A 26,344-nucleotide genomic window follows, 5' to 3' on the forward strand; every position below is an offset into this window, starting at 1 on the left:
CACCATACCGGTTAGAACCAGTGCTAATATGATATAAACAACGGTGCAAATTAGTAAAGAGTAAATCATTCCTTTGGGCAAATCACGCTGCGGATTTTCACTTTCCTCTGCCAATGTTGATATCGCGTCAAATCCAATATATGCAAAGAAAACAGCTGATACACCTGCCATTACTCCGCCAAAACCATTTGGCATAAAAGGTGTCCAGTTGTCAATGTCGATATAAAAAACACCAACTACGACTACCAATACAATAATTGCAAGTTTTATGAGAACCATTATATTACTTACGTTTTTCGACTCTTTAGTGCCAATATAAACAAGCGCTGTTATAAGCACATTTATTAGCACTGCAGGTAAATCAAATATAATTTTTAATCCCCCTACAACAGGAGCGTTTGACCAAGCAATGAAACCTTCTGTAGCGGTTGAGTTTTCTATAAATGCCTTATGTGCCGATTTGTAATTAATGGTAAGCCATTCGGGCAAATGTAATCCAAAAACATCCAATAAATTGGTGAAATATCCACTCCAAGAAAAAGCTATATATATATTTCCTATAGAATACTCCATAAGCAATGCCCAACCAATAATCCAAGCAAATAACTCTCCAAACGAAACGTACGAATAGGTATAAGCACTACCGGAAACAGGAACTCTAGAGGCAAACTCGGCATAACACATAGCTGTAAAACCGCATGCTACAGCACAAATAATATAAAGAAATACAACTCCAGGACCTCCGGAAAAACAAGCATTACCAATTGCGCTAAATGTTCCCCCTCCTATAATTGCAGCAATGCCAAAGAAGGTTAAATCTCTTACGGTCAAATGTTTCCCTAAGGCATTTCCATGCAATTCATCGTGCTCTTTTTTAGCTAAAATATTTAAAATGCTCTTTTTGCGAAATAGTTTGTTCATTGTATTATTCTTAATTACTTACTAAAGATAAATTCTTTTAATCTTTCTATTGAATTAAGAATAAATTTAGGAATAAGTGGAGTTATTCTTTCTTTATCTATTAATAAATAAATGGAAATAAATAAAAAAGGCAGTAGTGGAATTTTATATCTTACAATGGCACCTAATACTGGAGTTGTAATTCCAATAATTGTAACAAGCAATGAAGAAAATAATAAAGAGAATAGAATTAGATTGATATTGGAACCTCTTTTTTTGAAAAAAAACACTGCCAACAAAAGCAAGACAATTAAAAAAGAACTTTCAACGGAAGGAACAAAATACAATGCATTTTTCTGTTCCCAAACAAAAGGACGAAATAAAGTATTGGCAATGCCTACAGGAAGATAGCTTACTACACTCCACAAATCGGAATCAATAATCTTATTTGAAAGTAAGCTACCGGAGGGTACTAATATATATTTTAGTTTAAACCTGGTGGTGTCCGATGAGTTCTTTACATAAACCGTATCTTTAAAATCCGACTTTCTTTTCCAGTATTGGTAATCGCTCCCTTCAACAAATCTATAGTACTTAGAGGAATTTCCTACCGGAATTAAATCGTTTTTGTTTTCATACTCTGTAAATGCAGCTACAGAGTCATTAAATACATAGACACCTCCTTCTGCTAACTTTACAAAGTCTCTTTGTTTTATTGATAAATGCTTTACCAGATCATATTTAACAAAAAAATTGTAAGAAAAAACTATAGAAAGTATAATAGTAGAGGCAATTACCGAATAGGTAAGATAAACCCTACGTATTAATTTATTGTTGGATAAAATAAACGAGATAATTCCTGGAATGAGAGCTAAAAAAATGTAATATTTAACAATTAAAATTAGGATGAGAGCAAATAACCCCAAAATAAAGTACGTTGCCTTAAACTTGGTCCCCTTGAGTAGCTCTGATAAGGAAAATAGAGAAACACCAAGTGCAAAAAATATTATAGATTCTTTTAATAGTGTAGAAGTCCAAAACTGTATAGTTGGAATAAAGAAAACGCATGCCACAACAAAAAAGCTTGTATATGAGAGCGAATAGACCAAAAATCTATAAATACCTACAAATCCAATAAGAGATAAAAAAGAAGCAAAAATGGAGTGTACATTAAAAAAACCAAAAGAAAATAATTGCAAAATTGCGTTTAAGCGAATAATGGTTCTCGTTCCATTATAGGATTCGGCTCCGTACTTTAAAAGCCAATAATCCATTTGCTTATAGTAGGTTTTCTGAAAATAGCTACCATCATCTGCAATGTTAAACACCATCCTAAAATAATCCAATGGATTAGTTTTTAGTGCTCCAAAAATTACTTTACTATCGTCAAAGAATTTGTATATATCAGCAGTTGTTCTATCTGTATAATAGAATGTGTAAATACTCCAAACTACAATTGCAATAATAATTTTAAATACAAAAATAGTGCGCAAGAAAAAAGTACTAAGTCCACTATTAGTAAAAAATGGAATTCTGCCAATAAGAAAAACAAATATTGACGAGTAAAATAGGATAAGAAAAAACTCTATAGCAAAATCTAAATTCACTTGTCAAAGATACTATTTATAGAGTAGTAGTAAAATTTGCTTCAAAAATGAAAACTATATGAAGAAGTTGTTTAAAGTTGAACCTGTTTTTAGCTTCTAATCAATTGTCATTCCTGCGAAAGCGGGAATATCTGCTTGTTCCCAACATGAGATAACCGCTTTCGCGATAATGACAGTTATTCCGGTTCTTATTTATGGTTCGACTTTGACAAGCCTGAAAAATAATCTTTGAAAACTTACAAAAAACAAAAAAAAGAAATTGAGAAGGATGTATTATAATATAAATTGAGCCCGCAACTGATAAACAATTATGAAGGTCTTTTTTTTAAACATACTTCTACTCTTTTCATTCAACATTCTATCACTCCCCCCTTGTTTTACATCTTGTGGAATAGGCACAAACTCTCAGGTTCGAGATGGAGCTACATTTACAACCACTACTATTGCAGGATCAAGCTCCGGATGGAGTAATGGAAGTAATTCGCAAACCTCAAATGATTCAAGGGCAACGAACACTTCTAGTTTGGCCTCAGTAGGTAATTATACAGATTATTTAGTTATTACCAACTTTGGTTTTTCGCTACCTGCAACCGATAATGTTCATGCCATTTGGGTAGTAATTGAAAGAAGGGATCCAAATGCAAAAGTTTCTGATAATAGTATAAAAACTGTAGTGTCTGGAAGTATTACAGGTTACGAAAGAGCAAACACAACTACAACTTGGTCAACTTCAGACACATATATTTGTTATGGAGGAGCTAATGACACCTGGGGAAACATATTGACTGGAGCAGACGTTAACTCATCGAATTTTGGGGTGGCTATATCCATTAAAAGAAATGTTTCTGGGGGGACGGCAATTGGAGAAATAGACCATGTTTATATAGAGATTTGTTATAGTCCAGATCCTCCACCTTGGCTGCCAGTAGAACTATTGTATTTTGAAGGCAAACAGATAGACAACAATGTAGCCGTAAATTGGGCTACCGCCTCCGAAAAAAATAATTCTTACTTTGTTTTGAATAAGATGACAAACACGGATTTTGGGTTTACTCAGAAAGCAACTATTCAAGGATCAGGCAATTCTCAAAATTTGAAATCTTACGAATATATAGATACTGATTTAACTTCAGGAACTACTTATTATAGTCTTGACCAAGTTGATTATGATGGAACTATAGAAAACATTGGTATAACTGCTATTGACATAAAACTAAAAGAAGACCCAATTTGTCTCTATAGCCACGAAAGCGATGCAATTATTCTTAAGTTGCCAAAAAATGAAACAATAAAAAGCGTAAAAATACTTGGAATTTGGGGGCAAGAATATATTATCATACCTAATATTAAATTGCAAAATGACCAGCTGGTATTATCCTATGATGTTTCTAAACTACCTAGAGCACTATACACTTTAGTTGTAGAAACCAACAATAGCGTATTTTATAAAAAAATAACAAAATAGATTACTTAACTAAATTATGCTTTGGCCTTCCTAAGCTGATAATCTATCATAGACACTCCTTCAATATTACTATTTACCCAATCTAAAAAATTAAACAAGTAGAAAATGGATTTATTTTCATCATCCTTAAACAATTTCTCTAGCACAGTTTTTAATCCAATAAATTCCTTTTTAGGTATTATATTGGACATAGCAGAAGAAATATTACGCTTAAAAAAAGAAAGTAAAAGTTTTTCCACTTCACTTATTCTTTCGTATTTTTTATAAAAACGATCAATAGCTATTATTTTATAATATAATAGCTCTATTTTATCCGCATGGTAATAGTTAATCAACTGCAGTATTCTAGCAACTATTTTATAATCGTTAAATGGGATAGTATCATCAGAATATACAAGGTATGACAAATACTCTTCAGCCTTATTATAGTTTTTCTCATACAAATAGGTACAAGCAACTGTAAAATTCCAACGAATTTCCATGGCAATGTTATAATTGCCTTTTGCAAAATTAGTTTTACTGAGCCGAACCGTTTCTTCTACCACCTCAATACTTTTCTTGAAATTCCCTCTTGCATTATAATAGTTTATTTGCTGTAAATCTGTACCTATTCGTATTGATTCTTGCTGCTTTGTAGTAAGAGGCAATAATTTAATTTCCTCTAAAACCTTAACGACTTTACTTAAACTATCGTTTTTTAAGTGAATATTTAATTGCGAAGCTAATATTATTGCGGTATAATAAGCTTTTAAGTCTTGATCTATTAAATAATCGTACTTTTGCCATAATTGACGAATTTTATCTCCATTTTTCGAGGCTTTATCTTTATCATTTTCTGTGAAAAAGAATTGATCTCTGTTTTGCAGAAACAATAATTCTAGTCGTTTAGATTTTTCAATAATTGACTCAACTTCTTTCTCATTTGCAAATAAAGAGTAGTATGCTTTTTTTTCTTTAGGAGTCCTAAATACTCTTTTTCCATTTGACATCAATTTTATGTTCTTCACAAATAAACTCACACAATGAGTTAATATCTCAGCGTAATTTTGCATTTGGATGGTTTCATTTTCAATAATATCCTTACTTGATTTTTCTGGTTCTCTATATCGCAGTCGTTTTGTCATCAAAAGTAGAAGATATTCATATTGCTCATTTTCTTTAGCATATTTTATGGCTTTTTCAATTACAATGTTGGCTTGTTCTTTAAGTTCCTTCTGTCTTAAAAAATCAATTCTATTTAAGTAGGACCTTGTTTTTTGCTCCTTGCTAATATTAGTATTCTCTAAACATTCCAAAATTAAATTGTACAAATGATTCTTTGTTACATGAAGCTGTTTTATAAAAGTTGTATCAGCAAACGCTAGTTTTATTTCTTCTTCATTAAAATATGACTGTTTTTCAATCAAATCAAATAATTTAAGAAGATTACTGCCTTCAATTTTCGAGTAGCGTTTAGAGTACAATTTAAATTGTCTTTTTTCAGCCTTTGTTAATGAATGTATAAGGTCATATAAATCAGATTTAGGTTTCATGTCGTTCTAATTTTATTTTTGAAAAATTACGAATAAATAAATTAAGTTGACATATTTTCTGTTCAGTGTAGTAGTTTGTAGTAATTATGTTTATAAAAACTACCATTCCGATTATATTGCTACTAATTATTGGTAATTATATTTTATCTTTTTCACAAACAATTTGCTTGCCAAACTCTTCATTCGAAAGAGGAGTTGTTTACAGCTTAGGGAGCCGAGTTCCGGATGGATGGCAACTAAGTGGTGGTTCTGCTGATGCGCAACCAGGTAACTGGGGTGTAACACAAACTGCATCAGATAGCAATTATTATATGGCATTTTGTAATTGGGAAAAAATTTGCACGGATGTTCCGGGATGCCTACAAGCGGGGAAAAAGTATAAATTTAGCTTAGATGCATCATTAATTTCAAGCGATTATTACTCTACCAATTCCAACAACTACAATGCAAGTTCTAGTAATTGTGTTTTGCCTCTTATGGGCGTTTGGGGAAGCAATCATTGTGATAGTTTAGACGAGCTATTGTTCGATACTGTTATCACACATATAGGATGGCAAAAATACACTATAGAATTTGTTCCGAGCCAAACATATTGTAAAATTATTATAGGATTCTACAACGAACAAATCGCCTCTATAGCACAATGCACTGGTATTACTGCCGGATATTCTTACTTTGGAATTGATAACCTGAGCTGTATTTATTCCGAAAAATCTGTAAAATATACTAACCAGACTTGTTATAGTAGTTGCGATGGAACAGCCAAAATTGAGATGATGACAGGTACTCCTCCTTTTGGCTATGTTTGGACTCCAGGAGCTTATACAACCGATAGTATTTCCGGGTTATGTACAGGAAAATATTATGTAAATATTACCGATAGCATTGGCAACACTTTTCTTGATTCTGTTGAAATAATAGCCCCTCCTGCACTTGTAGTTTCAGATACTATTACACCCGCATCTTGTGGTAAACAGGATGGGGAAATTCATGTATCTGTTTCGGGAGGAGTTCCGAACTATACCTATAATTGGTCGAACAACACTACATTAAACAAGGCAATTGGTTTAGCTGCTCAAAACTATAGCCTTCTTATTACAGACTCTAACTTATGCCAAACACAATATTCTTACAATGTACCAGAAATGCCCGGTCCTACTATTTCCTATACAAGTAATATAAATAGTGGATGTCCCTCTACGTGTATCAACTTTGGATTGGATGCTGCTAATAACGGAACCATGGACTCTATTTTATGGGATTTTGGAGATGGAAATACTGCTAACACAAACTCACCTATACATTGCTACACACAATCAGGCACATATAGCACATCTGTTTGGATTTTAGACACAGCAGGTTGTGCCAGCAGACAAACAATAGAAAATCACATAACTATTTTTCCTACTCCTAAAGCAGATTTTTTTACACAAACCGATGAAACAACTATTAGTAATCCGGAAATCGTTTTTTTTAATACATCAACTGGAGCACATACACAAAGTTGGTATTTTAGAGATACATACGGAGGAATAAGCACAGAGAAACATCCTAAACACTTTTATTCCGATACAGGGTTATATTGCACCCAACTAATCGTTGAAAACACATTTAGCTGCAAAGACACTATTGAAAAATGCGTTTATATAAAAGATGACTTTATTTTTTACGCACCTAATGCTTTTACACCTAATGATGATGCAACAAACAATTTTTTCAGAGGCGTTGGAAGCGGGATAGTTGAATACCAAATGTGGATATTCGATCGCTGGGGTAGTTTGGTTTACAACACAGGAAAATGCACAGACCCAGATCAAGCAGAATCGTGGAATGGAAAAACAAACAACAACCTAAATCCCGCACAACAGGATGTATATGTTTGGAAAGTTGTAATCAAAGATTTGAAAGGTAACCAACATAATTTCATAGGACACGTAACTATCGTAAGATAAATTAATCTAAGTTGAAACCTTACGAAAAGAAAATATATAAATAAACCTATATGTAATAGTTACATTAACATGAAACATTTTTGCTCTATTATATTCAAACTTCTACTTTTTGTTAACAATTACAATGCTCAAGAGATTATTAACTCAGGTAGCTCAAATTTTACTACACACAACATTGCACACACCTTCTCGGTAGGAGAGTTGGCTCTAATTGACACCTATAATCAAAACAGCATCATTATTACACAAGGTTTTTTACAACCAACTGCACTCCCTAATAATATAAATAAAGTACAAGAGCTTTTTGCTAATAATAAAATACTTATTTATCCTAATCCTTGTATGTGTAATGGCGAAATACATCTTTACTCTAGTACCAAAACAGTAAGCAATATAAATATTAAAGTAATTAATCAAATTGGGCAACAAGTATTCACAAAAAACAACTTACTTGTAAGCACTCACGATGAGAGCATTTCTCTTCCAAAAGATTTAGGTAAAGGAATATTCTATATTTCATATTACACAAAACACGATACATTACTGTACTCAGACAAACTTATTATTGAATAACGCCATGAAATAGAGCTGTTTTATAAAGTGTATCAATAAAATAATATAACAATGAAAAAAACAACGATTTGCTTCATGAGCTTCCTTCTGTATACATTTATTCATTATGCTCAGACGCCCTCTGCAATAAACTATCAAGGTATTCTTCGAAATATAAACGGACTACCAATTAACAACAAAACAATAAGTGTGCGATTAAGTATTCTACACAATAGTGTTAACGGCAGTATTGATTTTCAAGAAACACATGTTGACACCACCAATCAGTTTGGATTATACACCCTACACATAGGAAGAGGAAATGTAACGACAGGAAATTTTATTTCGATTGATTGGGGACTGTCATCGCATTTTTTACAGGTAGATATTGATACCTCAGGAGGAACAAACTACATTACAATGGGAACATCCGAATTACTTGCAGTACCATATGCACTACATGCAGAAAAAGCAAATACCTGTACTCAACTAGACACAGGAAGTATCGCACAAACACTGCGCCATAATGGAACCAAGTGGATTGCAGATACACTGTTGTATAACAATGGTACAAAAATAGGGATAGGCACTACTAATCCATTAGCTAGCGTAACAATTCAAAACACTGCAGGAAGTGCATTAGCGCTTACAAATACAAAACTGAACCCTAATGCAGGTGACTTACTTGGAGCTTTAATGTTTGGAACCCAGGCAACATCAAACTCTATTAATAGCTATGATGCTGGTATAAAAGCATTTGCGGAGCAAAATCATTCAGGCTCAAATCACGCTACCTACTTATCTTTTCATACAAAACCCTCTACACTAGGTCCAGGAAGTGCGTCTATAGAAAGAGCTAGAATTAATGCAAACGGCAGTTTCGATTTCGGTACCTCAAAATTTTCATGGGGGCCTACTATAGGCAATAATGATGTTTCAATGTATAGAACGTATCCTAATGTATTAAAAATTGATGGGGCCTTGTTTGTTGGAAATTTTGGTTCTCCCGATGCAGACTGGACAGTAAGACCTGCACGAACTTTTACCGCAACCGGTAGAGCCGGGCAATTAGGCGTAAGAGGACAAATTACTACGGCAAATGGGCACGATACCTATATGGCCTTAATAGAAAGTGATGGTATTAATATACCTAGTGGATACTCCAGCTCAACCATCGCCTCTTTAAGAGTAGACGAACCCAACATTACTTTAGGAACATCTGTTAATTTAGGCAGCGCTGCCTCTGTATTAATTGCAGGAGCACCTACAGAGGGAAGTGTAAATTATGGTTTATGGACAAAGGGAGATGTACGTTTTGACAATAAAGTTGGAATAGGTATAGGCGCCACTCAACCACAAGGAGCATTGGATATACAATCAACGGAAGGTGGATTAATTGTACCGAGAATGACAACTACTGAGAGGAACGCACTATTGCCAATCAATGGAACAATTATTTATAATACAACTACTAATCAATTCAATTTTTACGAAAACAATAATTGGGGCACAAAATAGCTTTACAATTTCTAATTAACGAAAATGCTTATCTAACTCTCCTGAAGAACTTAAAACAGTTGCATTTAAACTAATAGTGGAATAAAAAGAAACATTTTAAACAATTTCCCACATATAAATTGAATATAGAAATATTGATTATAAACTATTCAGCATAAATGCTTCTGTAGCTATAAAGCCTCTTTCTGTTGTTTCAATTTTGCAGCATTCATGAATTGGGTCGTGCTCAAAAAACAAGGTGTAATTATTTTTCACAGCTTGCTGCAAAAATTCCTGTTTTTCGCTTAGCGACACTAGTGGTCTTGTATCATACGCCATTACATACGGAACAGGAATATGTCCTATAGATGGCATTAAATCTGCCATAAATACAATTGTTTCATTTTTGTATTTTATCATAGGAAGCATCATGCTTTCGGTATGTCCGTTTACAAAATGCATGGATATCGAACTTCCTAATTCGTTATTCTTGGTTTTATCAATAAATTTTAATTGACCACTTTCCTGTATTGGCAATATATTTTCTTTTAAAAAACTAGCCTTCTCTCTTGCGTTTGGATTAACAGCCCAATCCCAATGTTCTGTGGTACTCCAATAGGTTGCATTTCTAAAAACGGGTTCGTAATGAGTTTTGTTAGTATTCCATTTTATCGCGCCACCACAATGGTCAAAATGAAGATGTGTTAATACCACATCCGTTACATCATTTAACGAAAATCCTAATTTGTGAAACGATTTTTCTAGAGTGTCGTCTCCATGCAAATAATAATAGCCAAAAAATTTATCACTCTGTTTATTACCTAATCCGGTATCAACTAAAATTAACCGATTGTGATCTTGAATAAGCATGCACCGCATCGCCCAAGTACACATATTATTTTCATCTGCAGGATTTAATTTATTCCAAATTGATTTAGGCACTACACCAAACATTGCACCACCATCTAATTTAAAAAGACCTGTGTTAACTGAATAGATATTCATAGAATATTATATGGCGGACATAAACAAATCAATGTCTTTATGCGGAATTTCAAACAATTCTCCTAAATATCTATTTACCAAAATACCATTGTATATGTAAACACTATTTCGAACTCCCGAGGTAGACTTAAGCATTTTTTCCACTCCACCTTCTTCTCCAATACTCAATAATATGGGCGAAAATATAGTGCTAAAGGCATAAGAGGCTGTTCGAGAAACACGAGAAGCTATATTAGGTACGCAATAATGCACTACTCCATGCTTTCTAAATACAGGATTTGTATGATTTGTTACACGAGATGTTTCAAAGCATCCACCCTGATCAATACTAACATCAATAATTACAGAACCGGTTTTCATTTCAGCCACCATCTCTTCAGTAACCACCAGTGGAGTCCTTTTTTGCGTTGCTCTTATAGCACCAATTACAACATCCGCTGTTTTCAAATGTTTTGCCAATACTTTAGGTTGAATAATAGATGTAAATACTGGCATTCCTAGGTTGCTCTGCAGTCTTCGTAGTTTATAAACAGAGTTGTCAAAAACTTTTACTTGAGCTCCAAGACCCATAGCTGTGCGTGCTGCAAACTCCCCTACTGTACCTGCTCCTAAAATTAGAACTTCTGTTGGCGAAATTCCGGAAATCCCTCCTAAAATTAAACCTTGTCCATTATTTACGTTGCTTAGATACTCAGCAGCAATTAATATAGATGCTCCACCTGCAATTTCGCTCATAGAGCGTATTACAGGGTATACCCCTTCTTCGTCTTGTATCCAATCAAATGCAAGGGCTGTAACGCGTTTTGCCATCAATTGTTTTACATAATTTTCAGGCTGAACGGTAAGTTGTAATGCAGAAATAAGCGTTTGCTTAGGCTGCATATACTCTATTTCTTTTAACGTTGGCGGTGCAATTTTTAATATAATATCAGCTTTATACACATCTTCAGTTGTATAAACAATCTCTGCTCCTGCTTCGCTATAATCGTTATCCTGAAAATTGGACATTTTTCCTGCATTGGTCTCCACCAATACTCTGTGCCCGTTATTAATCAGCACTCCTACAGCATCAGGAACTAACGCTACTCTGTTTTCTTGAAAAGATGTTTCTCTTGGAATTCCAATATATAAGCTACCTTTCTTCTTGGCTATTTCAAGCATTTCTTCTTGTGGAAGCATTACACCTCTTGCCAAAGAAGCCATTAGTTCTTTTGATGTTTTCACGCAATTATATTTTTGAGATAGTTCAAATGTAACAATTTAGGTTAAGATAATAGAGGACATATATCATTGCCATACATTTTATTCAACAATTTTTATCATTCTTTTTGCTTCGGAAATCACTTCTATTTTTACTTTTAATAAATTACCAGGGAGCAAACTTTCAATTCTTTCCGGCCACTCCAGTAAACAGATATTACCACTAAAAAAATAATCTTCACACCCAATATCAATAGCTTCTTGTATTGAATTTATTCTGTAAAAATCAAAATGATAAATTGGTTTATTGGCAGCTGTTCTATACTCATTTATGATTGAATACGTAGGACTTGTAACTGAATCAGTAACAGCTAATGCAGCGCATATTTCCTTAATAAAAGTGGTCTTGCCAGCTCCCATAGCTGCGTAAAAAGCAACAATAGAATGTGTTTTTAAGTATGGTAAAAGCAATTTTGCGGCTTTTCCTAAATCGTCTGTATTGTCAATAAAAACTTCCACAATTGCTTGATTTATAAGGCTAAATATACAAAACTCTAAAGTTAATCGCACAAATAAAATTGCTGTTTTTTGACTTTTGGCACGCTATTTGGTATATTGTTAGTAGATTAAAACTTACAAAAATGAAAATAATAAAGAAACTTACCATTTTAGCTTCATTGGTTGCAGTATTTAATACTACCAGTGCACAAGACGAATTAGTTCCGGATCAAAATCCGAATTACAGAAAAAGTATGGATAAATACATGACAGTAAAAGACGATTTAACAAAAAGCGAAAGTACTACTATTCAAGCTACATACAAGGCTATTGATGATATGGAAATAAGGAAAGAAAGACGTATGCAAAGAAAAGAATGGCGTCAAGATAGAAGAATGGCTAGAATTAACAACCGTGGTCTATTTTGGGGTAACGGTTATTACAATAATTCGTTTGGGTATAATCCATACAATTACAACTACTATAGCCCTTTTTCTCCATACGATAACTTTAACATGGGTTACACCCCTTACTTTAGAAGAGGTTTAAATACTGCAACCACACTTGGTCTTTTAGGCTTAGGCACGTATTTATTATTGAGATAATGAAATATATCATAAACAATTTAACTAAAACAAAATAATTCAGTAGATTCTTCTAACCAAACAGCATGTTACTCCGTTAACCCATTTAGCTCTTTAGTTGCTAAAAATTAAAAGGAATAGCATATTTAAAAAAATAAAAAAACATGAAAAAGATTATTTTAAGTGCCTCTTTAATATTAGCACTAGTAGTAACAGGTTGTCAACGTAAAGTAACACGTGTTGAGCCCGAAAAACAGATTGATTTAAGTGGCAGATGGAATGACGTAGATTCAAGAATGGTTGCAGACGAAATGATAAAACAAGTGCTAGGAGAAAAGTGGTTGAGTGACTACATGCAAGCCAACGGAGGAAAAAAACCTGTAGTAATTGTAGGTTTTGTTAAAAACAAAAGCCACGAACAAATAGAGGCCGAGGTTTTTATGAAAGACATAGAAAAATCTTTTATAAAATCGAATCAGGTGCGACTTGTGCAAGGTGGAGAAAAACGTGAGCAAGTGCGTGGAGAGCGTGCTGACCAACAAGACAACTCTTCTCAATCAACCATGAAAAAATGGGGATTAGAAATTGGAGCAGATTTTATGATGCAAGGCACAATAAACTCTGTTGTTGATTCTTACAAGAGAGATAAAGTTGTATTCTATAAAACAAATTTAGAATTAACCAATATTCAAACCAATGAAATTGTTTGGATTGGAGACAAGGAAATAAAGAAAACAGTAAAGAATTAATCTAATTCTTTTACAATTTGAAAACTAAAAATAAAAACACCTGCATTAAATAGAATTAAGCAGGTGTTTTTATTTTTCAGCTCTCTAAAAAAGTACACCCATGCATTCTCGAGTATATTTTTCTTTTTTATTCATAATTGCTTGCCTCGGTATTCTGTTATCCGGCTGCTTTAGTTATTACGAAAGAAATGCCGTTTTAATGACTGCTTTTGAGCAAAAAAACTATGCAAAGGCGGAAGAAGTGTTAAGTACCAAAAAATGGGAAAAGAGGAAGAAAAACAGATTGCTTTATTACATGAATAAAGGAACTATTCTCCATTTACAAAAAAAATATAAAGAGAGTAATATCTATTTTCAAAAGGCTGATTATTATATAGAAGATTTTCAAACTAAGTGGGCTCTCAAACCTGTTGAATTTGTTAGTAATCCTTCTGTTCAGCCATATAGAGGAGAAAATTTCGAGCAACTCTTAATACATTACTATAGCACATTGAATTATTTGCAAATGGGAATGTTAGACGAAGCACTCGTTGAATGCAAACGAATGCAATTGAAAATGCAAAAGATTACAGACTACTATAAAAAAGAAAACAAATACAGTCGTGATGCATTTTCTCATTTACTTTTAGGTATAATTTACGATGCGCAAAAAGATTACAACAGTGCTTTTATTGCATATAGAAATGCCTATGAAATATACCGGGATGATTATGTAAGAATGTTAAATACAGATGTTCCCAATCAGCTAAAAAAAGATTTAATTAGAACTGCTTATTTAAATGGATTTTATAGTGAAAGTTCGCAATACGAAAAAGAGTTTGGTATAACGTATGATAAAAATGATAACACAACCTCTTTAGTTTGTTTTTGGAACAACGGTTTAGGCCCGGTTAAAGATTCAAAAGATTTTAGTTTTATTCTTTCCTCTATTTCCGGAGGGTTTGGTACGTTTACCAATCTTGAGTTGGGATTAACAATACCAGTATACTTAGGAAATGATCAAAAGAAAAATGACAAACTAATTAATTTGAAAGTATTTAAAGTGAGTTATCCAACCTTTATATCGCGAGCGCGCATTTATACAAATGCATCTATTGAAAACGGTTCACAATCAACAAATTTTGAAACTGCAGAAAATATTGAGGCGATAGCTTACAGGTCATTGCAAGATAGAATGCTTAAAGAAATTGGAACAATGCTTGCTAGAACAGCACTTAAACTTGCTGCAGAAGCAATGGCTGAAAATCAAAATGAAGGATTAGGGGCAGCCGTTAATTTATTTAATGCACTTACTGAAAATGCAGATACCAGAAATTGGCAAATGTTACCCCAATCTATCAATTATGTAAGAGTACCACTTAATGAAGGGAAAAATAATTTGTTGCTAAAGGCGTCCGGAACACAAAGAACTACATCAGATACACTAACAGTTGATGCTAAAAAAAATCAAACTAAATTTCACATTTTTAATACACTCAACTAAACTCTTACACCCCAAATTAAAATATCATCTACCTGTTCTTTTGTTCGTCTCCAATCTTCAAATGCCTTGTTAATTACTTCCTTTTGCAAATCGATAGGCTGTTTAGACACCTCTAATAGTAATTGTCTAAATCTACCTACCATAAATTTCTTGCCCAAAGGTCCTCCAAATTGATCTGCAAAGCCATCGGAAAAAATATAAATTGTATCGTTCTTTTGTAGCTTTAAAACATGATTGTTAAACTTAGGTCGTTCTTCTCCAACATAAAATCCAATTGGAAACTTATCTGCTTTAATTTCTATTACTTCATTGTTTCTTATTACAATCAAAGGGTTGTATGCCCCAGCAAATTGTAACTCTAAATTTTCATAGTCTATAGAGCAAAAAGACAAATCCATTCCATCTTTTGCTTTAGCTACTTCTTCGGTATTGTGTAATGTTTGGCTAACACCTTCATTCAAGGCATCTAGAACATCTCCAGGAGTAATTTTATCAGTATGAACAACCACATGGTTTAGTAAATTATATCCTACAATAGACATAAATGCTCCAGGAACCCCGTGCCCGGTACAATCAATAGCTGCAAATAAAACTTTTCCATTCTTTTGATTTATCCAGTAAAAATCACCACTCACAATATCCTTAGGTTTATATAATACAAAGCTTTGTGGCAACAATTGTTTTACTAAACTATCAGGAGGCAAAATAGCTTCTTGAATTTTTAAAGCGTACTTAATACTGTCAGTTACTTGTTTGTATAAATCTTGCAATGCAACACTCTTCTCCTCTATCTCTTGTTTTTGTCTTACAACTTCTTCTGTACGTTCTACCACCTTTCTTTCAAGTACTCTTTCGTTTTCTGCTAAATCGGTACGCATTTTTAATAACGCTTGTCCTAGCGTATCCTCGTTACTTAATGGTTTATAAACTGCATCAAAATTTCCTGCCCCAACTTCATAGGCAAAATCTGTTGTTCGCTTTAGTCCATCTACAAGACCCACTAATGCATCAGACATCTCACCAATCTCATCATTTCTCCCCTCTATTCTTTCTTTAGGTAAAACCCCTCTTCCCATTAACAATAACATTCCTTTAAGCTTTGCCACAGGGTTTACAATACTCCTAACCGTATAAATAGCAATAAACAAACCTCCTACAGCTAAAACAATTCCCAGATACTTTACCAACAATTCCAAAAAATTAAACGAAGTTACCATCTCTTTCGTCTCAATTTCAGCATTCTCTGTTTGGGTTGTAATTAAATCATTTAATTGAATTAATATTTTATCTGTAGAATCTTTAAGATCTTCTTTAGCTAAATTTTGACGCGAAAGAATAAGATATCCATCTTCATATGCGGAAAAAAAGTTTAGTTGAGACATAATCTCTTTCTTATAAACATCATAAAGTTGATCTGTGCTTGTTATTATACCAGAAAGAGAATTAGCTTCTTTGGGAGCAAAGCTGCCAGATTGCTTTTTAAGCCTCTTTTTCAAATTTGGATAATCTATATCTAACAATATTTTAAGTTTATCCTTTTGTGGATCATCGTCTTCTTGAGAATAAACCCAATTCAATAATAAATTTCTAGATTCTGTAATTTGAGAGTAAAAATTTTTAAGCTCATTTACCGAAGGCAAGTAAACATCAACAACTTTGTCGGTTTTTTCTTTACTTGTTTTTGTAATGTATAGTGTATATATAAAGGCAATAAGGGTTAAGAATATAAGTATTCCAAACCCTAAACCAATTCTTCTTCCTACCGAAAAATTAAATTTACCCATGATTATGGGTATTAAGATACTAATTTCCCTCTATTTTCTTCTTTTCCGCTTTAAACTTTTCAGATTTTTCCTGATCGTTTAGTGTGTAGTAAATTCCTTCTAACGCTTCAATTACCTTTATTTTTTTCGAATTTAACATATACGCCTTTTCAAAATATGGTAATCCTTTCTTAAAATAATTAGCAGCTATATCTTGTACTTTTTCTATTTCAGCAAGATCTGTTGAATAATCTGTTTGATTTATAACCGTAACGCCTTTGTTATAATACAAACTACCAATATTGTAATAAGGACTGTAATCATTTGCATCCAACTCAATTGCTTTGCCATAATTTTCTATTGCCAAATCAAAACACTTACTATTTACTATTTGATTGGCCTCAAAAATGTCTCTATACACACTAGCTAGCCCATTATAAAATTGAAGATCAAATTCTTTGAAATTAAAATTTGGATCTGCTATTTTTTTTGCGCTTTTAAATTGATCGTAATTTTTTATAGCAAGCATAAAATTACTTGTATCCATCAACCTTACGGATTCCTTTTGAAACGAAGATGCCAATGCTGCTATTACCTTCTTTATGTTGATGGTGTGTTCTTGAGTTACATCTAACTCCAGCGCTTTTGTTAAACATTTAATGGCATCTGTTCGATATTGCCCCATTCCAGTGCCGGCATCGTTTTGTTTTGATATTTCTTTCAATATAAATCCTTTTACATACCAAACAAATGCATCCTTGCTTGTTTCAGGATGATCTACCGTTTTGGATATGTAAATATAAGCACTATCTATTTTTCCTGCCTGAACAGCTTTTTGCGCTTTATCCACCAAATCATATTGAGCAAAGCCCATACCTGCCTTTAAAAGCAACGCAAACAAAATGATATTTTTATTGTAAAAATTCATATCTATTCAGCAGGCAATGCCAATGATTTTAAATTCGAACTAATTTTCAATTTGTATTTCTCTGCGTTTGCCGAATTAAGCTCAAACTTTTGCTTATTATCTTTTACCACAAAGTTTATTGCCGACCATTGTTTGGCTAATCCGGTTTTTTCAGTAACTAAAAGAGTACTCTTTCCCTTTAGTTTAGAGCTTATATCACTTACAGATATTTCTGTATCGGGACTAATAAATAAGATGTGGTATTTATCTTTTGAAGATATGCTAGTTAACTGTTTAACTTCAAAATCTTGGAATCCGGCTTTTTTGGTAGAAGCCATTTTAGTAAGTTCCGCAATTAAAGATGGATTAGAGCCAACAATTGCTATCGTAAAGTTTCCTGATTTATATTCTTGAGGCCAATCGATGTATTTTGTAAAGTTATAGATGTAAACAGTCTTTACTTTTGCATTTACAGCTTCGGGGGAGGTCGTATTATCCGTAGTGGCGGATAATAGAAAAATAAATAGGATTATGTAAAGAAGATTTCGCATCTACAAAATAGTAATCAAATATAGTACCAATTTGTAAATGAAATACTGATTTTAGAAAATAATGGGAATAAAATGAAAATTACTTCTTAACGGTAGGCTTAGTTGAGGAAGTACCCCCACCATTACCTTTGTCTTTGTCTTTAGACACGGTAATATCGCCACCTGTTTCAGTTTCATTTGTAGAAACTGTTGTAGAAGAAACATCTCCGGATATTCTAGCGCCTTCCATTGGTTTAGAAGTCTTATTATCGCAAGACGGTTTTATTGATTCTTCCTTCTTGCATGACTGGAATGCTAAGAAAACAACTAATGATATGTATAAATACTTTTTCATTCTTATATCAAATATATAACATTTTTTCATATTAGTCAATAGTTTATACATTTTTTTTTAATTCAATCACAATTTCAACCCTCGTGCCTCTTTTCCCCTCATTTTTTAAATCGTATGGTCCTTTAATTTCAATCTTCATTCCTGTCATTTTACGTAATAAATTGATTCGGGTTACAGTTATTTCTGTTCCTTTTGAATCGTGCTCGGTTGGGAATAATGTTTTTTTCTCATAACTGGCATCAATACCTACTCCATTATCCTCAATAACAAAGCATAACTCGCTACTGGTTAGCATATTAACAAAAATACTTAGTTTTCCCACTTCTTCTAAAGGCAATAAACCGTGCCAAATACTATTTTCAACAAATGGCTGAATAATCATGGGTGGTATTTGCACTTCTTCGGTATTTACCTCCGGAGAAACAACTATTTCATACTCGAAACGAGTAAAACGCATCTGTTCGAGAGAAATATAAAGCTGCAACCGCTCCAACTCCTCCTTCAAAAGCACAAAATTATTTTGAGAACTGTCTAAATTTTTTCTTATCAATTTGGCAAAACTGGTTAAATACTTATTTGCAGCAAGCTTATCTTGTCTATTTATATAGTACTGAATAGAGTTTAATGAATTAAAAATAAAATGCCTGTTCATACTTGCATTTAATGTTTGCTGTTCTAGTGCAAGTAATTTAGATCTATACAACAATTGTTGAGTTAATCGTTTTCTTTTTGCCACAGTTAGACGCCAATTGTAAATCAACCATGTTGCAATAACCAAGGCTATAAAACACGACAAGATAAACCACCATGTTCGAAAAAAAGGAGGTGTAATTGTAAATTTAAAAGTAACAGGTTCTAACCAGTTATAGCCATCAATGGATGTAGTAACATAAAATACATACTCTCCTTCCGAAAGATTTGAATAGGTGGCAAAATTAGCTTCTGTTGCGGGAAGCCAATCGGAGTCGAATCCATCTAATTTAAATTTATATCGAATTTTTTCGGGGTGAGTAAAATAGATTGCATTAAAATCAATGGTTACGTAGTTGTTTTTAAAATTTAATTTTAAATCTAATGGTAATCCGGTTTTTGAATCTATTCCACTTGAAAAATCGGTTAAATCCTTTTTCTGTAAAAATAATCTTATACCTGAAATGATAACTTCGGGTAAAACGTTTGTTTTTTTGTCTTTTTCATGTTGATATTTTAATAAACCATCTACTGTTCCAAAATAAATATCCCCGGAAGAATCGCCCCAAATTGCATTTTGATTAAACTCTAGCGATGATACACCATCAGAAATAGAATAGTTTTGAATTTTATACGGTTTGTTTTCTGAATAGTACTCATTCAAATCAAATCTATAAAGTCCAAAATAAGTACCAATCCAAAAATTATTTTTCTTATCAATATAAGTACTTACAATTCGATTGGCAGCAGGATTGTCAGAAAAAACAAGAGTATCAATTTTATCATTCTTTAAAATATTTAAGCCTGCATTTGTTCCAATCCAATAATTGCCTTTAAAATCTTGCTTGATGTTATACACCAAATTATCGCACAATCCATCTTTTACTGTATAGCTTTTACTATTATTCCCATTAAGGAAACACACTCCACCGCTAGAAGCAATAGATAGTTGATTCTTGTTATCAATAAAAATATCGTTTATGTGTTCCGAATCGAAATTGCAACTATTTATAAGGTTGGCGTTTCCGGTTCCTTTATATTCATACAAACCCAACCATGTACCTAAATAATACGTATTGTTTTTTGACTGATACATGGACAAAACGAATTCCTTAACTCCAATAATCTCTTCTGTCAATTTATTTGAGGTTGGGTTGTAGGAATAAAATTTATCAGCAGTGTTAAACCAAAGTTTCCCTGCGTTATCAATAAAGCATTTATAAATAATCTCATTTGCAATTGCGCTATTGTTTATCGCTTTTTTAAATTGACCATTTTCAAGTTTATTTATCCCACCACCGTAAGTTCCTATCCATAAGTTATTCAGCTTGTCTTGTGCTATAGACATTACGGCATTGTTTGATAAACCATCCTGCTTTTTATAGGATATAAATTTTTCGCCTAAAAACTTTACTAATCCGCTGCCATCTGTTCCTATCCATATATTATGCTCTTTATCCTCAAAAACACAATTAATAAGATTAGTTGGTAATCCGTTTTGGGTTGAGTACTCCTTTATAGAATAATCATTTTGAATTTTAAATAATTTTTCTTGAGATGACAACCAACTGTTTTTTTCCGAATCAGTATATATGTTTGGCAAATATTCCGGGAAAGATTGTTTGTTGGAAATTATTCCTGTTGTACTACTAATATAAATTACTCCATCTGTCTTTGTAGACAAACAAAGAAGCCCATCCTTTTCGGAAATAGATAAAACATGAATAGTTGAATCGATTGTTTTTACTTGTTCAAAAGAGTTGCTATTAGCATCTTTTTTTAGCAATCCATTTTTCGTTGCGACCCAAATATTTTGATTTCTATCAATAAATATTTTTTCAAATAAATTATTTGCTGAGTTAATTTTGCAAATTGAGTTAAGTTGATTTTTTAAAGGGTAATAAGAAAAAATTTCTTCTTTGGTTGCAATATAAATAGTATTGGAACTACCTTGAGCTATTGACTTTATTATCGTTTTATCAAACGTATTTTCTAAAATCTTTGGAGTAAATATTTTTTCATTATTGTACGTTGCTAAACCGGAAGTTGTCCCAATCCAAAGCTGATTAGCGCTATCACATAATAAAGCTGTTATCTCATTATCAGGTAAGCCTTCAGTCTTAAAAAAATTTTTAAAGTTTCTACCGTCAAACCTACTCAACCCACCAAATGTGGCTATCCACAAATAGCCCTTTTTATCTTGACATATTGCTTGTACCTGAGATTGAGCTAATCCTTGATTAATAGAGTAATTGACAAAGCTGTATTGTTGAGAAAAAAAAGCAACAGGAATAAATAGGAGAAAAAATAAAACGTGCTTTTTTATAATCATAACTACATTAAATGTACAGAAAATAATAGCTATTGGCTAGATTCTTAAACAAAATTGATTTTAAAATTGTACTTTCAAGTATCAATGAAAAGGTTGCTTTTTGTATTTGCTATTTTGTATTTACCTGTTCAATGTCAAGAAAAGTACTTGGTTTTTTTTTCTGACAAGAATGGCAGCACTTTTAATCCATATACTTATTTTGATTCAAAAGCCATAGAAAGAAGAATTAAGCACGGTATAAATTTATACGATAGTACCGATTTCCCTATTAACCAAAATTACGTTGCTAAAACCCAAAACAGTGTTGATTCTATTGGAAAACAACTGAGATGGTTTAATGCGGTAACTGTATTTGCCAATACGAATCAAATAGATGAGGTGAAGAAATTTTCATTTGTAAGAGAAGTAGTTTCTATACATACACAAGCTCAATTATCAACTGTTGAAGAGAGCTACAATACAGTGCTTAAAGTAGAACACGAAAAAATTTTGCAACGGCAACTAAATAGAATGCAAGGAGATTTATTTATAAACTCGAATAATACCGGCAAAGGAATACGAATAGCGGTGTTTGATGCCGGCTTTCCAACGGTAGATACAAATCCTTGTTTTGAGCATATAAGAAAACGAGGTGGATTTATAAAAACATACGATTTTGTAAAAAACAGAGATTTTGTTTACTCCTACAATCAGCATGGAACAATGGTTTTATCATGTATTGCAGGAAAGTCGAACACAAAATATATTGGACTTGCAACAGAAGCAGAATTTTTATTGGCACGAACTGAATATGGCCACCGAGAACCATTCTCTGAAGAGGAAAATTGGCTAGCAGCTGTTGAATGGGCTGACAAAAATGGGGCTGACATCATTAACAGTTCACTTGGTTATACAAATAAAAGATATTTTACAACAGAGATGGATGGGCACACTAGCTTAGTTTCCAAAGCTGCTAATTTAGCTGTTAAGAAAGGTATATTAGTTGTAAATGCAGTTGGAAATGAGGGTAGCGATAATTGGAAGACCATTATAACCCCCTCAGATGCAGACAGTGTTTTAGCGGTTGGCGGAATAGATCCCGACACAGACTATCGTATTTCGTTTAGCTCTTTTGGTCCGAATAGTGAAAAAAAAATTAAACCCAATGTTTGTGCTTTAGGGAAAGTAATTGCAGCGGGCAAAAAAGGATTAGAGGTTACGCAGGGTACATCTTTTGCAAGTCCTTTAATTGCAGGATTTGCGGCATGTGTACTAAGTATGAATAAAAATTTTACCGCAATGCAATTATTTGATACTGTTCAAAAATCGGGCGATTTATATCCTTATTTCGATTATGCTCATGGGTATGGTGTGCCTCAAGCAGAAAAATTTATGCAAAAAAGTAACACGCCCCTCCCTACTGAATCCTTTGAATTAATTGAAAATAATGGAGTTTTAGAAGTAACAGTGAATGATAGTTATGTAAATACTACCAACGAGAGTAGAAAAGAAAATAGTTATCAAAACCATTTATTCTATCATATTGAAAACAAAGCCGGATATCTTAGCAAATATTATCTAATTAAAGTTAGCTCCAAACAACCTGTGCGGCTTGTTATATCAGACTTTGAAGTTGGTACTACACTTCGCTTCCATTACCAGAAACATACAATAACATATACCATTAAGTAAATGAAGAATCTATTAGTTATATCTTTTTTTTTAATCTCTGTTCTTTCATTTTCGCAAGAAATATTGCTTGAGCAAAATGTACTTGAGGATGAGAAACCTACACTGTATGGTCCCAATAAGAAAAACTATTACCACATGTATTTAGGGGCTGGAGTTTTAGTTGGGAAAACAGATAAGCCTGAATTAGAGGTTAAAAGTGGCTTGCAACTGATGTATGGCTTTAGATATAAAAGAAGAATAGCTAGTTTTTATGCAGCAGGATTTGATGTTTCTTTTTTAATGAATAGATTTAACATTCAACAAGATTCACTTACCATATTTCCTTACAAAAGTATCAACAACAAAGCTTGGCTTACCCTCCCTGCGATACAGGGTGAGATATATAATCGTTTTAACCTAAATAAGAAAAGAGGAAATCATGTAGGAACATTTATTGATATTGGAGGATATGCCCAATGGGTGTATAATGCAAAATACGTTATGATAAACAAATTTGAAACAGCCAATCAATCCGGGGCAGGAAAGACAAAATCAATAAATAATAACTTGGTTTACACAAACGATTTTATTTACGGGTTAAATTTTAGACTAGGATTTAATAAATATCTTATTTATTGTTCTTATAGGCTCACAGATGTTTTTAAGAAACAATTTATTTACCCTGAATTGCCAAGAATAAACGTTGGTATTCAAATTGGGTTACACAAATAGAAATTGACAATTATTTTTTACGAATTGCCATTATACCATCCCTGATAGGCAATAAAACATTTTCTACTCTACTATCAGCCGTTATCTTTTTATTAAAATCGTTTATCGCTTTTGTATCCTCATCCATCTTTGCAGCATCCATCAATATTTTTCCGCTCCATAGCACGTTATCTGCAAGAATAAAACCGCCAGCATTAAGTTTATCAAATACTAAATCGAAATAAGTAGAATAGTTTATTTTGTCGGCATCAATAAATACCAAATCAAATTTCTGAGTTAGTTCCGGAATAATTGTTAATGCATTGCCAATGCGATACTCAATTTTTTCAGCATACTTCGAATTATTAAAATGCGCTCTTACAGTTGTTTCAAGCTCTTCGTTAATATCTATTGTAATTAGTTTTCCGTTTTCTTGTAACCCTTCGGCAAAACAAATAGCAGAATAACCGGTGTAGGTTCCTATTTCTAAAATATTTTGTGGGCGAATCATTTTGCTAAACATGCTTAGCACTCTTCCTTGCAAATGCCCCGAAAGCATTCGTGGCATCAATACTTTTGCATAAGTTTCTCTGGAAATAGTTTTAAGTAAATCCGATTCTTCTTTAGTATGTTTTTCTACATACTCCTCTATTTCAGGTGGTAAAAAATTCAATGTAATTTATCTTAATTTAATCGTGAATCATCAACTTGTAAAAGCCAATTATTAACCTCTGTAGCAACACTCTCCAAACAACCTTCTTTAAACGGAGAATCTATGTTTGCAATCTCTACTAATTCTAAAAATGATTTACTTCCACCCGCTTTACAGAGTTCTAAATAATCTGACATTGCTTCTTTCTTATTCTGATTAAATTTTTTCCAAAATTGAAATGCGCAAATTTGAGCAAGCGTATAATCGATATAATAAAATGGACTTTCGTATATATGGCGTTGTTGCTGCCAATATCCACCATCTTCCAAGTATTTATTGTCATCGTAATTTCTGTATGGAATATATTTTTGCTCTATCTTTCGCCACTGCGCATTTCTTTCTGTTGAAGTAACATTTGGATTCTCGTATATCCAATGTTGAAATTCATCAACAGCAACGCCATAAGGAAGAAAAATTAAAGATTTTGCAACATGCGAATATTTAAACTTGTCTGTATCTTCTTTAAAAAACAAATCCATCCAAGGCCAAGTAAGAAATTCCATACTCATAGAGTGTATTTCGCACGCTTCGTAAGTTGGAAAATTATATTCCGGAACATCGAATTTTCTGCTGCAGAAACCCTGAAATGCATGCCCTGCTTCATGCGTAAGTACAATTATATCGTGAGCAGTTCCATTAAAATTTGAGAATATAAACGGACTTTTGTAATTGCTAAAATAAGTACAATACCCTCCAACAGCCTTACCCGAACGAGATTCTAAATCCAGTAGTTCATTTTGGGTCATAAACTGAAAAAATTCTCCTGTTTCGGGGCTAAGCTCACTATACATTTTTTTAGCATTGTCAACAATCCAATCCGGACTACCTTTAGGCACAGCGTTTCCACTTTTAAAAGAAAGTGCCTCGTCATAATAATATAATTTATCTAACCCAATTCGTTTCGCCTGCTTTTCTGCCAATTTTTCTGTAAGCGGTACAATATATTTTTTTACTTGATCTCTATAATCAGAAACCATCTGGGCGTTGTAATCGCCTCTTAACATTCGTTTATAGCCTAATTCAACAAAATTATTGAATCCCAATTTTTTAGCAATAGATGCTCTTACCTTTACAAGGTCATCAAACAATCTATCTAACTCAATCTTATTTGAACTGAAAAAATTATATTTTGCTTCGTTAGCAGCCTTTCTAATCGTTCTATCTTTTGAATTTAAATAAGAGCCTAGCTCAGATAGGTTAAGCTCTTTGTTATCAAATTTTATTTTTGCCGAGCCTAAAAGTTTAGTGTATTCGCTTCCTAATTGATTCTCTTTTTGTAGTTCCTCTACAATAGAATCAGAAAAGGTATCTACAGTCATTTGCGCAACAGAAAAAAGTTGATTGCCATATTTCAGAATCAAATCTTGTTTAAATTTCGACCTACTAATTGTCTCATAAAACTTAACCTCCAAACCTAAAAAGGCAGGGGATAATTCATCAAAAAAATCTTGCTCTGCTTGATAATCGGCATTGGTGGTGTCTTGCGTATATTTTACACCTGCAATGGAACGTTGTGTATTAAAATCGTTTCTTATTTCATTTACTTTATCAATAATTTCCATTTGACTTTTTGCGTTTCCGGCTTTTTCAAATTCCACTAACAATGAGTCAATATTTTTAGATATAGAAGCTAAATCTGGACGATAGTAATTAAATTCTTTAAAATTCAT

The 26,344-nt window shown here is 32.9% G+C and carries 22 protein-coding genes; 9 read left to right on the top strand and 13 right to left on the bottom strand.

Annotated features, from left to right (window positions below):
- A partial coding sequence (locus J0M08_09420; GenBank protein ID MBN8703274.1) for an amino acid permease occupies positions 1–921 on the bottom strand: 921 nt, incomplete at its 3' end.
- A gap of 14 nt (positions 922–935) precedes the next feature.
- Complete coding sequence (locus J0M08_09425; protein MBN8703275.1) at positions 936–2,507, bottom strand: hypothetical protein; 1,572 nt, start codon at positions 2,505–2,507, stop codon at positions 936–938.
- A 310-nt stretch (positions 2,508–2,817) separates the two neighbouring features.
- Here J0M08_09425 and J0M08_09430 point away from each other — a divergent pair, with 310 nt between their 5' ends.
- Positions 2,818–3,972: a hypothetical protein gene (locus tag J0M08_09430; GenBank protein MBN8703276.1), complete on the top strand. Its 1,155-nt coding sequence runs from the start codon at positions 2,818–2,820 to the stop codon at positions 3,970–3,972.
- A gap of 14 nt (positions 3,973–3,986) precedes the next feature.
- Here the strand turns inward: J0M08_09430 and J0M08_09435 are convergent, their stop codons facing one another.
- Positions 3,987–5,504, bottom strand: coding sequence for a hypothetical protein (locus tag J0M08_09435; GenBank protein MBN8703277.1), 1,518 nt, complete (start codon positions 5,502–5,504; stop codon positions 3,987–3,989).
- A gap of 86 nt (positions 5,505–5,590) precedes the next feature.
- Here J0M08_09435 and J0M08_09440 point away from each other — a divergent pair, with 86 nt between their 5' ends.
- The 3 genes from J0M08_09440 to J0M08_09450 all read left to right on the top strand — a co-directional run bounded on the left by J0M08_09440 (position 5,591) and on the right by J0M08_09450 (position 9,526).
- Positions 5,591–7,456 carry a gliding motility-associated C-terminal domain-containing protein gene (locus J0M08_09440; protein ID MBN8703278.1) on the top strand — a complete coding sequence of 622 codons (1,866 nt, stop codon included), beginning with the start codon at positions 5,591–5,593 and terminating at the stop codon, positions 7,454–7,456.
- Between the two features lie 69 nt (positions 7,457–7,525).
- Positions 7,526–8,029, top strand: a complete 504-nt coding sequence (locus J0M08_09445) for a T9SS type A sorting domain-containing protein (GenBank protein ID MBN8703279.1) — start codon at positions 7,526–7,528, stop codon at positions 8,027–8,029.
- Between the two features lie 51 nt (positions 8,030–8,080).
- A complete protein-coding gene (locus J0M08_09450) occupies positions 8,081–9,526 on the top strand; it encodes a hypothetical protein (protein MBN8703280.1) in 1,446 nt (481 codons plus the stop codon).
- A 138-nt stretch (positions 9,527–9,664) separates the two neighbouring features.
- Here the strand turns inward: J0M08_09450 and J0M08_09455 are convergent, their stop codons facing one another.
- The 3 genes from J0M08_09455 to tsaE form a co-directional block, all read right to left on the bottom strand.
- Positions 9,665–10,510 (bottom strand): MBL fold metallo-hydrolase, encoded by an 846-nt coding sequence (locus J0M08_09455; GenBank protein ID MBN8703281.1) that lies wholly within the window; start codon positions 10,508–10,510, stop codon positions 9,665–9,667.
- Positions 10,511–10,516: 6 nt separating this feature from the next.
- Complete coding sequence (locus tag J0M08_09460; GenBank protein ID MBN8703282.1) at positions 10,517–11,713, bottom strand: alanine dehydrogenase; 1,197 nt, start codon at positions 11,711–11,713, stop codon at positions 10,517–10,519.
- Positions 11,714–11,812: 99 nt separating this feature from the next.
- Entirely contained in the window at positions 11,813–12,229 is a 417-nt protein-coding gene (tsaE, locus tag J0M08_09465) for a tRNA (adenosine(37)-N6)-threonylcarbamoyltransferase complex ATPase subunit type 1 TsaE (GenBank protein ID MBN8703283.1), read from the bottom strand.
- A 122-nt stretch (positions 12,230–12,351) separates the two neighbouring features.
- Between tsaE and J0M08_09470 the strand changes: the two genes are divergently transcribed.
- From J0M08_09470 to J0M08_09480, 3 genes are all read left to right on the top strand, one after another.
- Positions 12,352–12,813, top strand: coding sequence for a hypothetical protein (locus tag J0M08_09470; protein MBN8703284.1), 462 nt, complete (start codon positions 12,352–12,354; stop codon positions 12,811–12,813).
- Positions 12,814–12,956: 143 nt separating this feature from the next.
- A complete protein-coding gene (locus J0M08_09475; GenBank protein ID MBN8703285.1) occupies positions 12,957–13,541 on the top strand; it encodes a penicillin-binding protein activator LpoB in 585 nt (194 codons plus the stop codon).
- A 100-nt stretch (positions 13,542–13,641) separates the two neighbouring features.
- Complete coding sequence (locus tag J0M08_09480) at positions 13,642–15,024, top strand: hypothetical protein (protein MBN8703286.1); 1,383 nt, start codon at positions 13,642–13,644, stop codon at positions 15,022–15,024.
- Here J0M08_09480 and J0M08_09485 read toward each other — a convergent pair.
- The 5 genes from J0M08_09485 to J0M08_09505 all read right to left on the bottom strand — a co-directional run bounded on the left by J0M08_09485 (position 15,021) and on the right by J0M08_09505 (position 21,601).
- A complete protein-coding gene (locus J0M08_09485) occupies positions 15,021–16,808 on the bottom strand; it encodes a SpoIIE family protein phosphatase (GenBank protein MBN8703287.1) in 1,788 nt (595 codons plus the stop codon). The two genes, J0M08_09480 and J0M08_09485, sit on opposite strands and share 4 nt — an antisense overlap.
- A 19-nt stretch (positions 16,809–16,827) precedes the next feature.
- A complete protein-coding gene (locus J0M08_09490; GenBank protein ID MBN8703288.1) occupies positions 16,828–17,715 on the bottom strand; it encodes a tetratricopeptide repeat protein in 888 nt (295 codons plus the stop codon).
- Positions 17,716–17,717: 2 nt separating this feature from the next.
- Positions 17,718–18,245: a YfiR family protein gene (locus J0M08_09495; protein ID MBN8703289.1), complete on the bottom strand. Its 528-nt coding sequence runs from the start codon at positions 18,243–18,245 to the stop codon at positions 17,718–17,720.
- A gap of 79 nt (positions 18,246–18,324) precedes the next feature.
- A complete protein-coding gene (locus J0M08_09500) occupies positions 18,325–18,579 on the bottom strand; it encodes a hypothetical protein (GenBank protein ID MBN8703290.1) in 255 nt (84 codons plus the stop codon).
- Positions 18,580–18,622: 43 nt separating this feature from the next.
- Positions 18,623–21,601: a histidine kinase gene (locus J0M08_09505; GenBank protein ID MBN8703291.1), complete on the bottom strand. Its 2,979-nt coding sequence runs from the start codon at positions 21,599–21,601 to the stop codon at positions 18,623–18,625.
- A gap of 84 nt (positions 21,602–21,685) precedes the next feature.
- Between J0M08_09505 and J0M08_09510 the strand changes: the two genes are divergently transcribed.
- Positions 21,686–23,272, top strand: coding sequence for a S8 family serine peptidase (locus J0M08_09510; protein ID MBN8703292.1), 1,587 nt, complete (start codon positions 21,686–21,688; stop codon positions 23,270–23,272).
- Positions 23,273–23,983, top strand: coding sequence for a hypothetical protein (locus J0M08_09515; GenBank protein ID MBN8703293.1), 711 nt, complete (start codon positions 23,273–23,275; stop codon positions 23,981–23,983).
- A 10-nt stretch (positions 23,984–23,993) separates the two neighbouring features.
- Here the strand turns inward: J0M08_09515 and J0M08_09520 are convergent, their stop codons facing one another.
- Together J0M08_09520 and J0M08_09525 are read right to left on the bottom strand one after the other, a co-directional pair.
- The gene (locus J0M08_09520) at positions 23,994–24,635 is read right to left on the bottom strand and encodes an O-methyltransferase (GenBank protein ID MBN8703294.1); all 642 of its coding nucleotides are present in this window, start codon (positions 24,633–24,635) and stop codon (positions 23,994–23,996) included.
- Between the two features lie 11 nt (positions 24,636–24,646).
- Entirely contained in the window at positions 24,647–26,344 is a 1,698-nt protein-coding gene (locus tag J0M08_09525) for a M3 family oligoendopeptidase (protein MBN8703295.1), read from the bottom strand.

The organism is Bacteroidota bacterium (genome assembly GCA_017303975.1).
In the GTDB taxonomy this organism is placed as follows: domain Bacteria; phylum Bacteroidota; class Bacteroidia; order JAFLBG01; family JAFLBG01; genus JAFLBG01.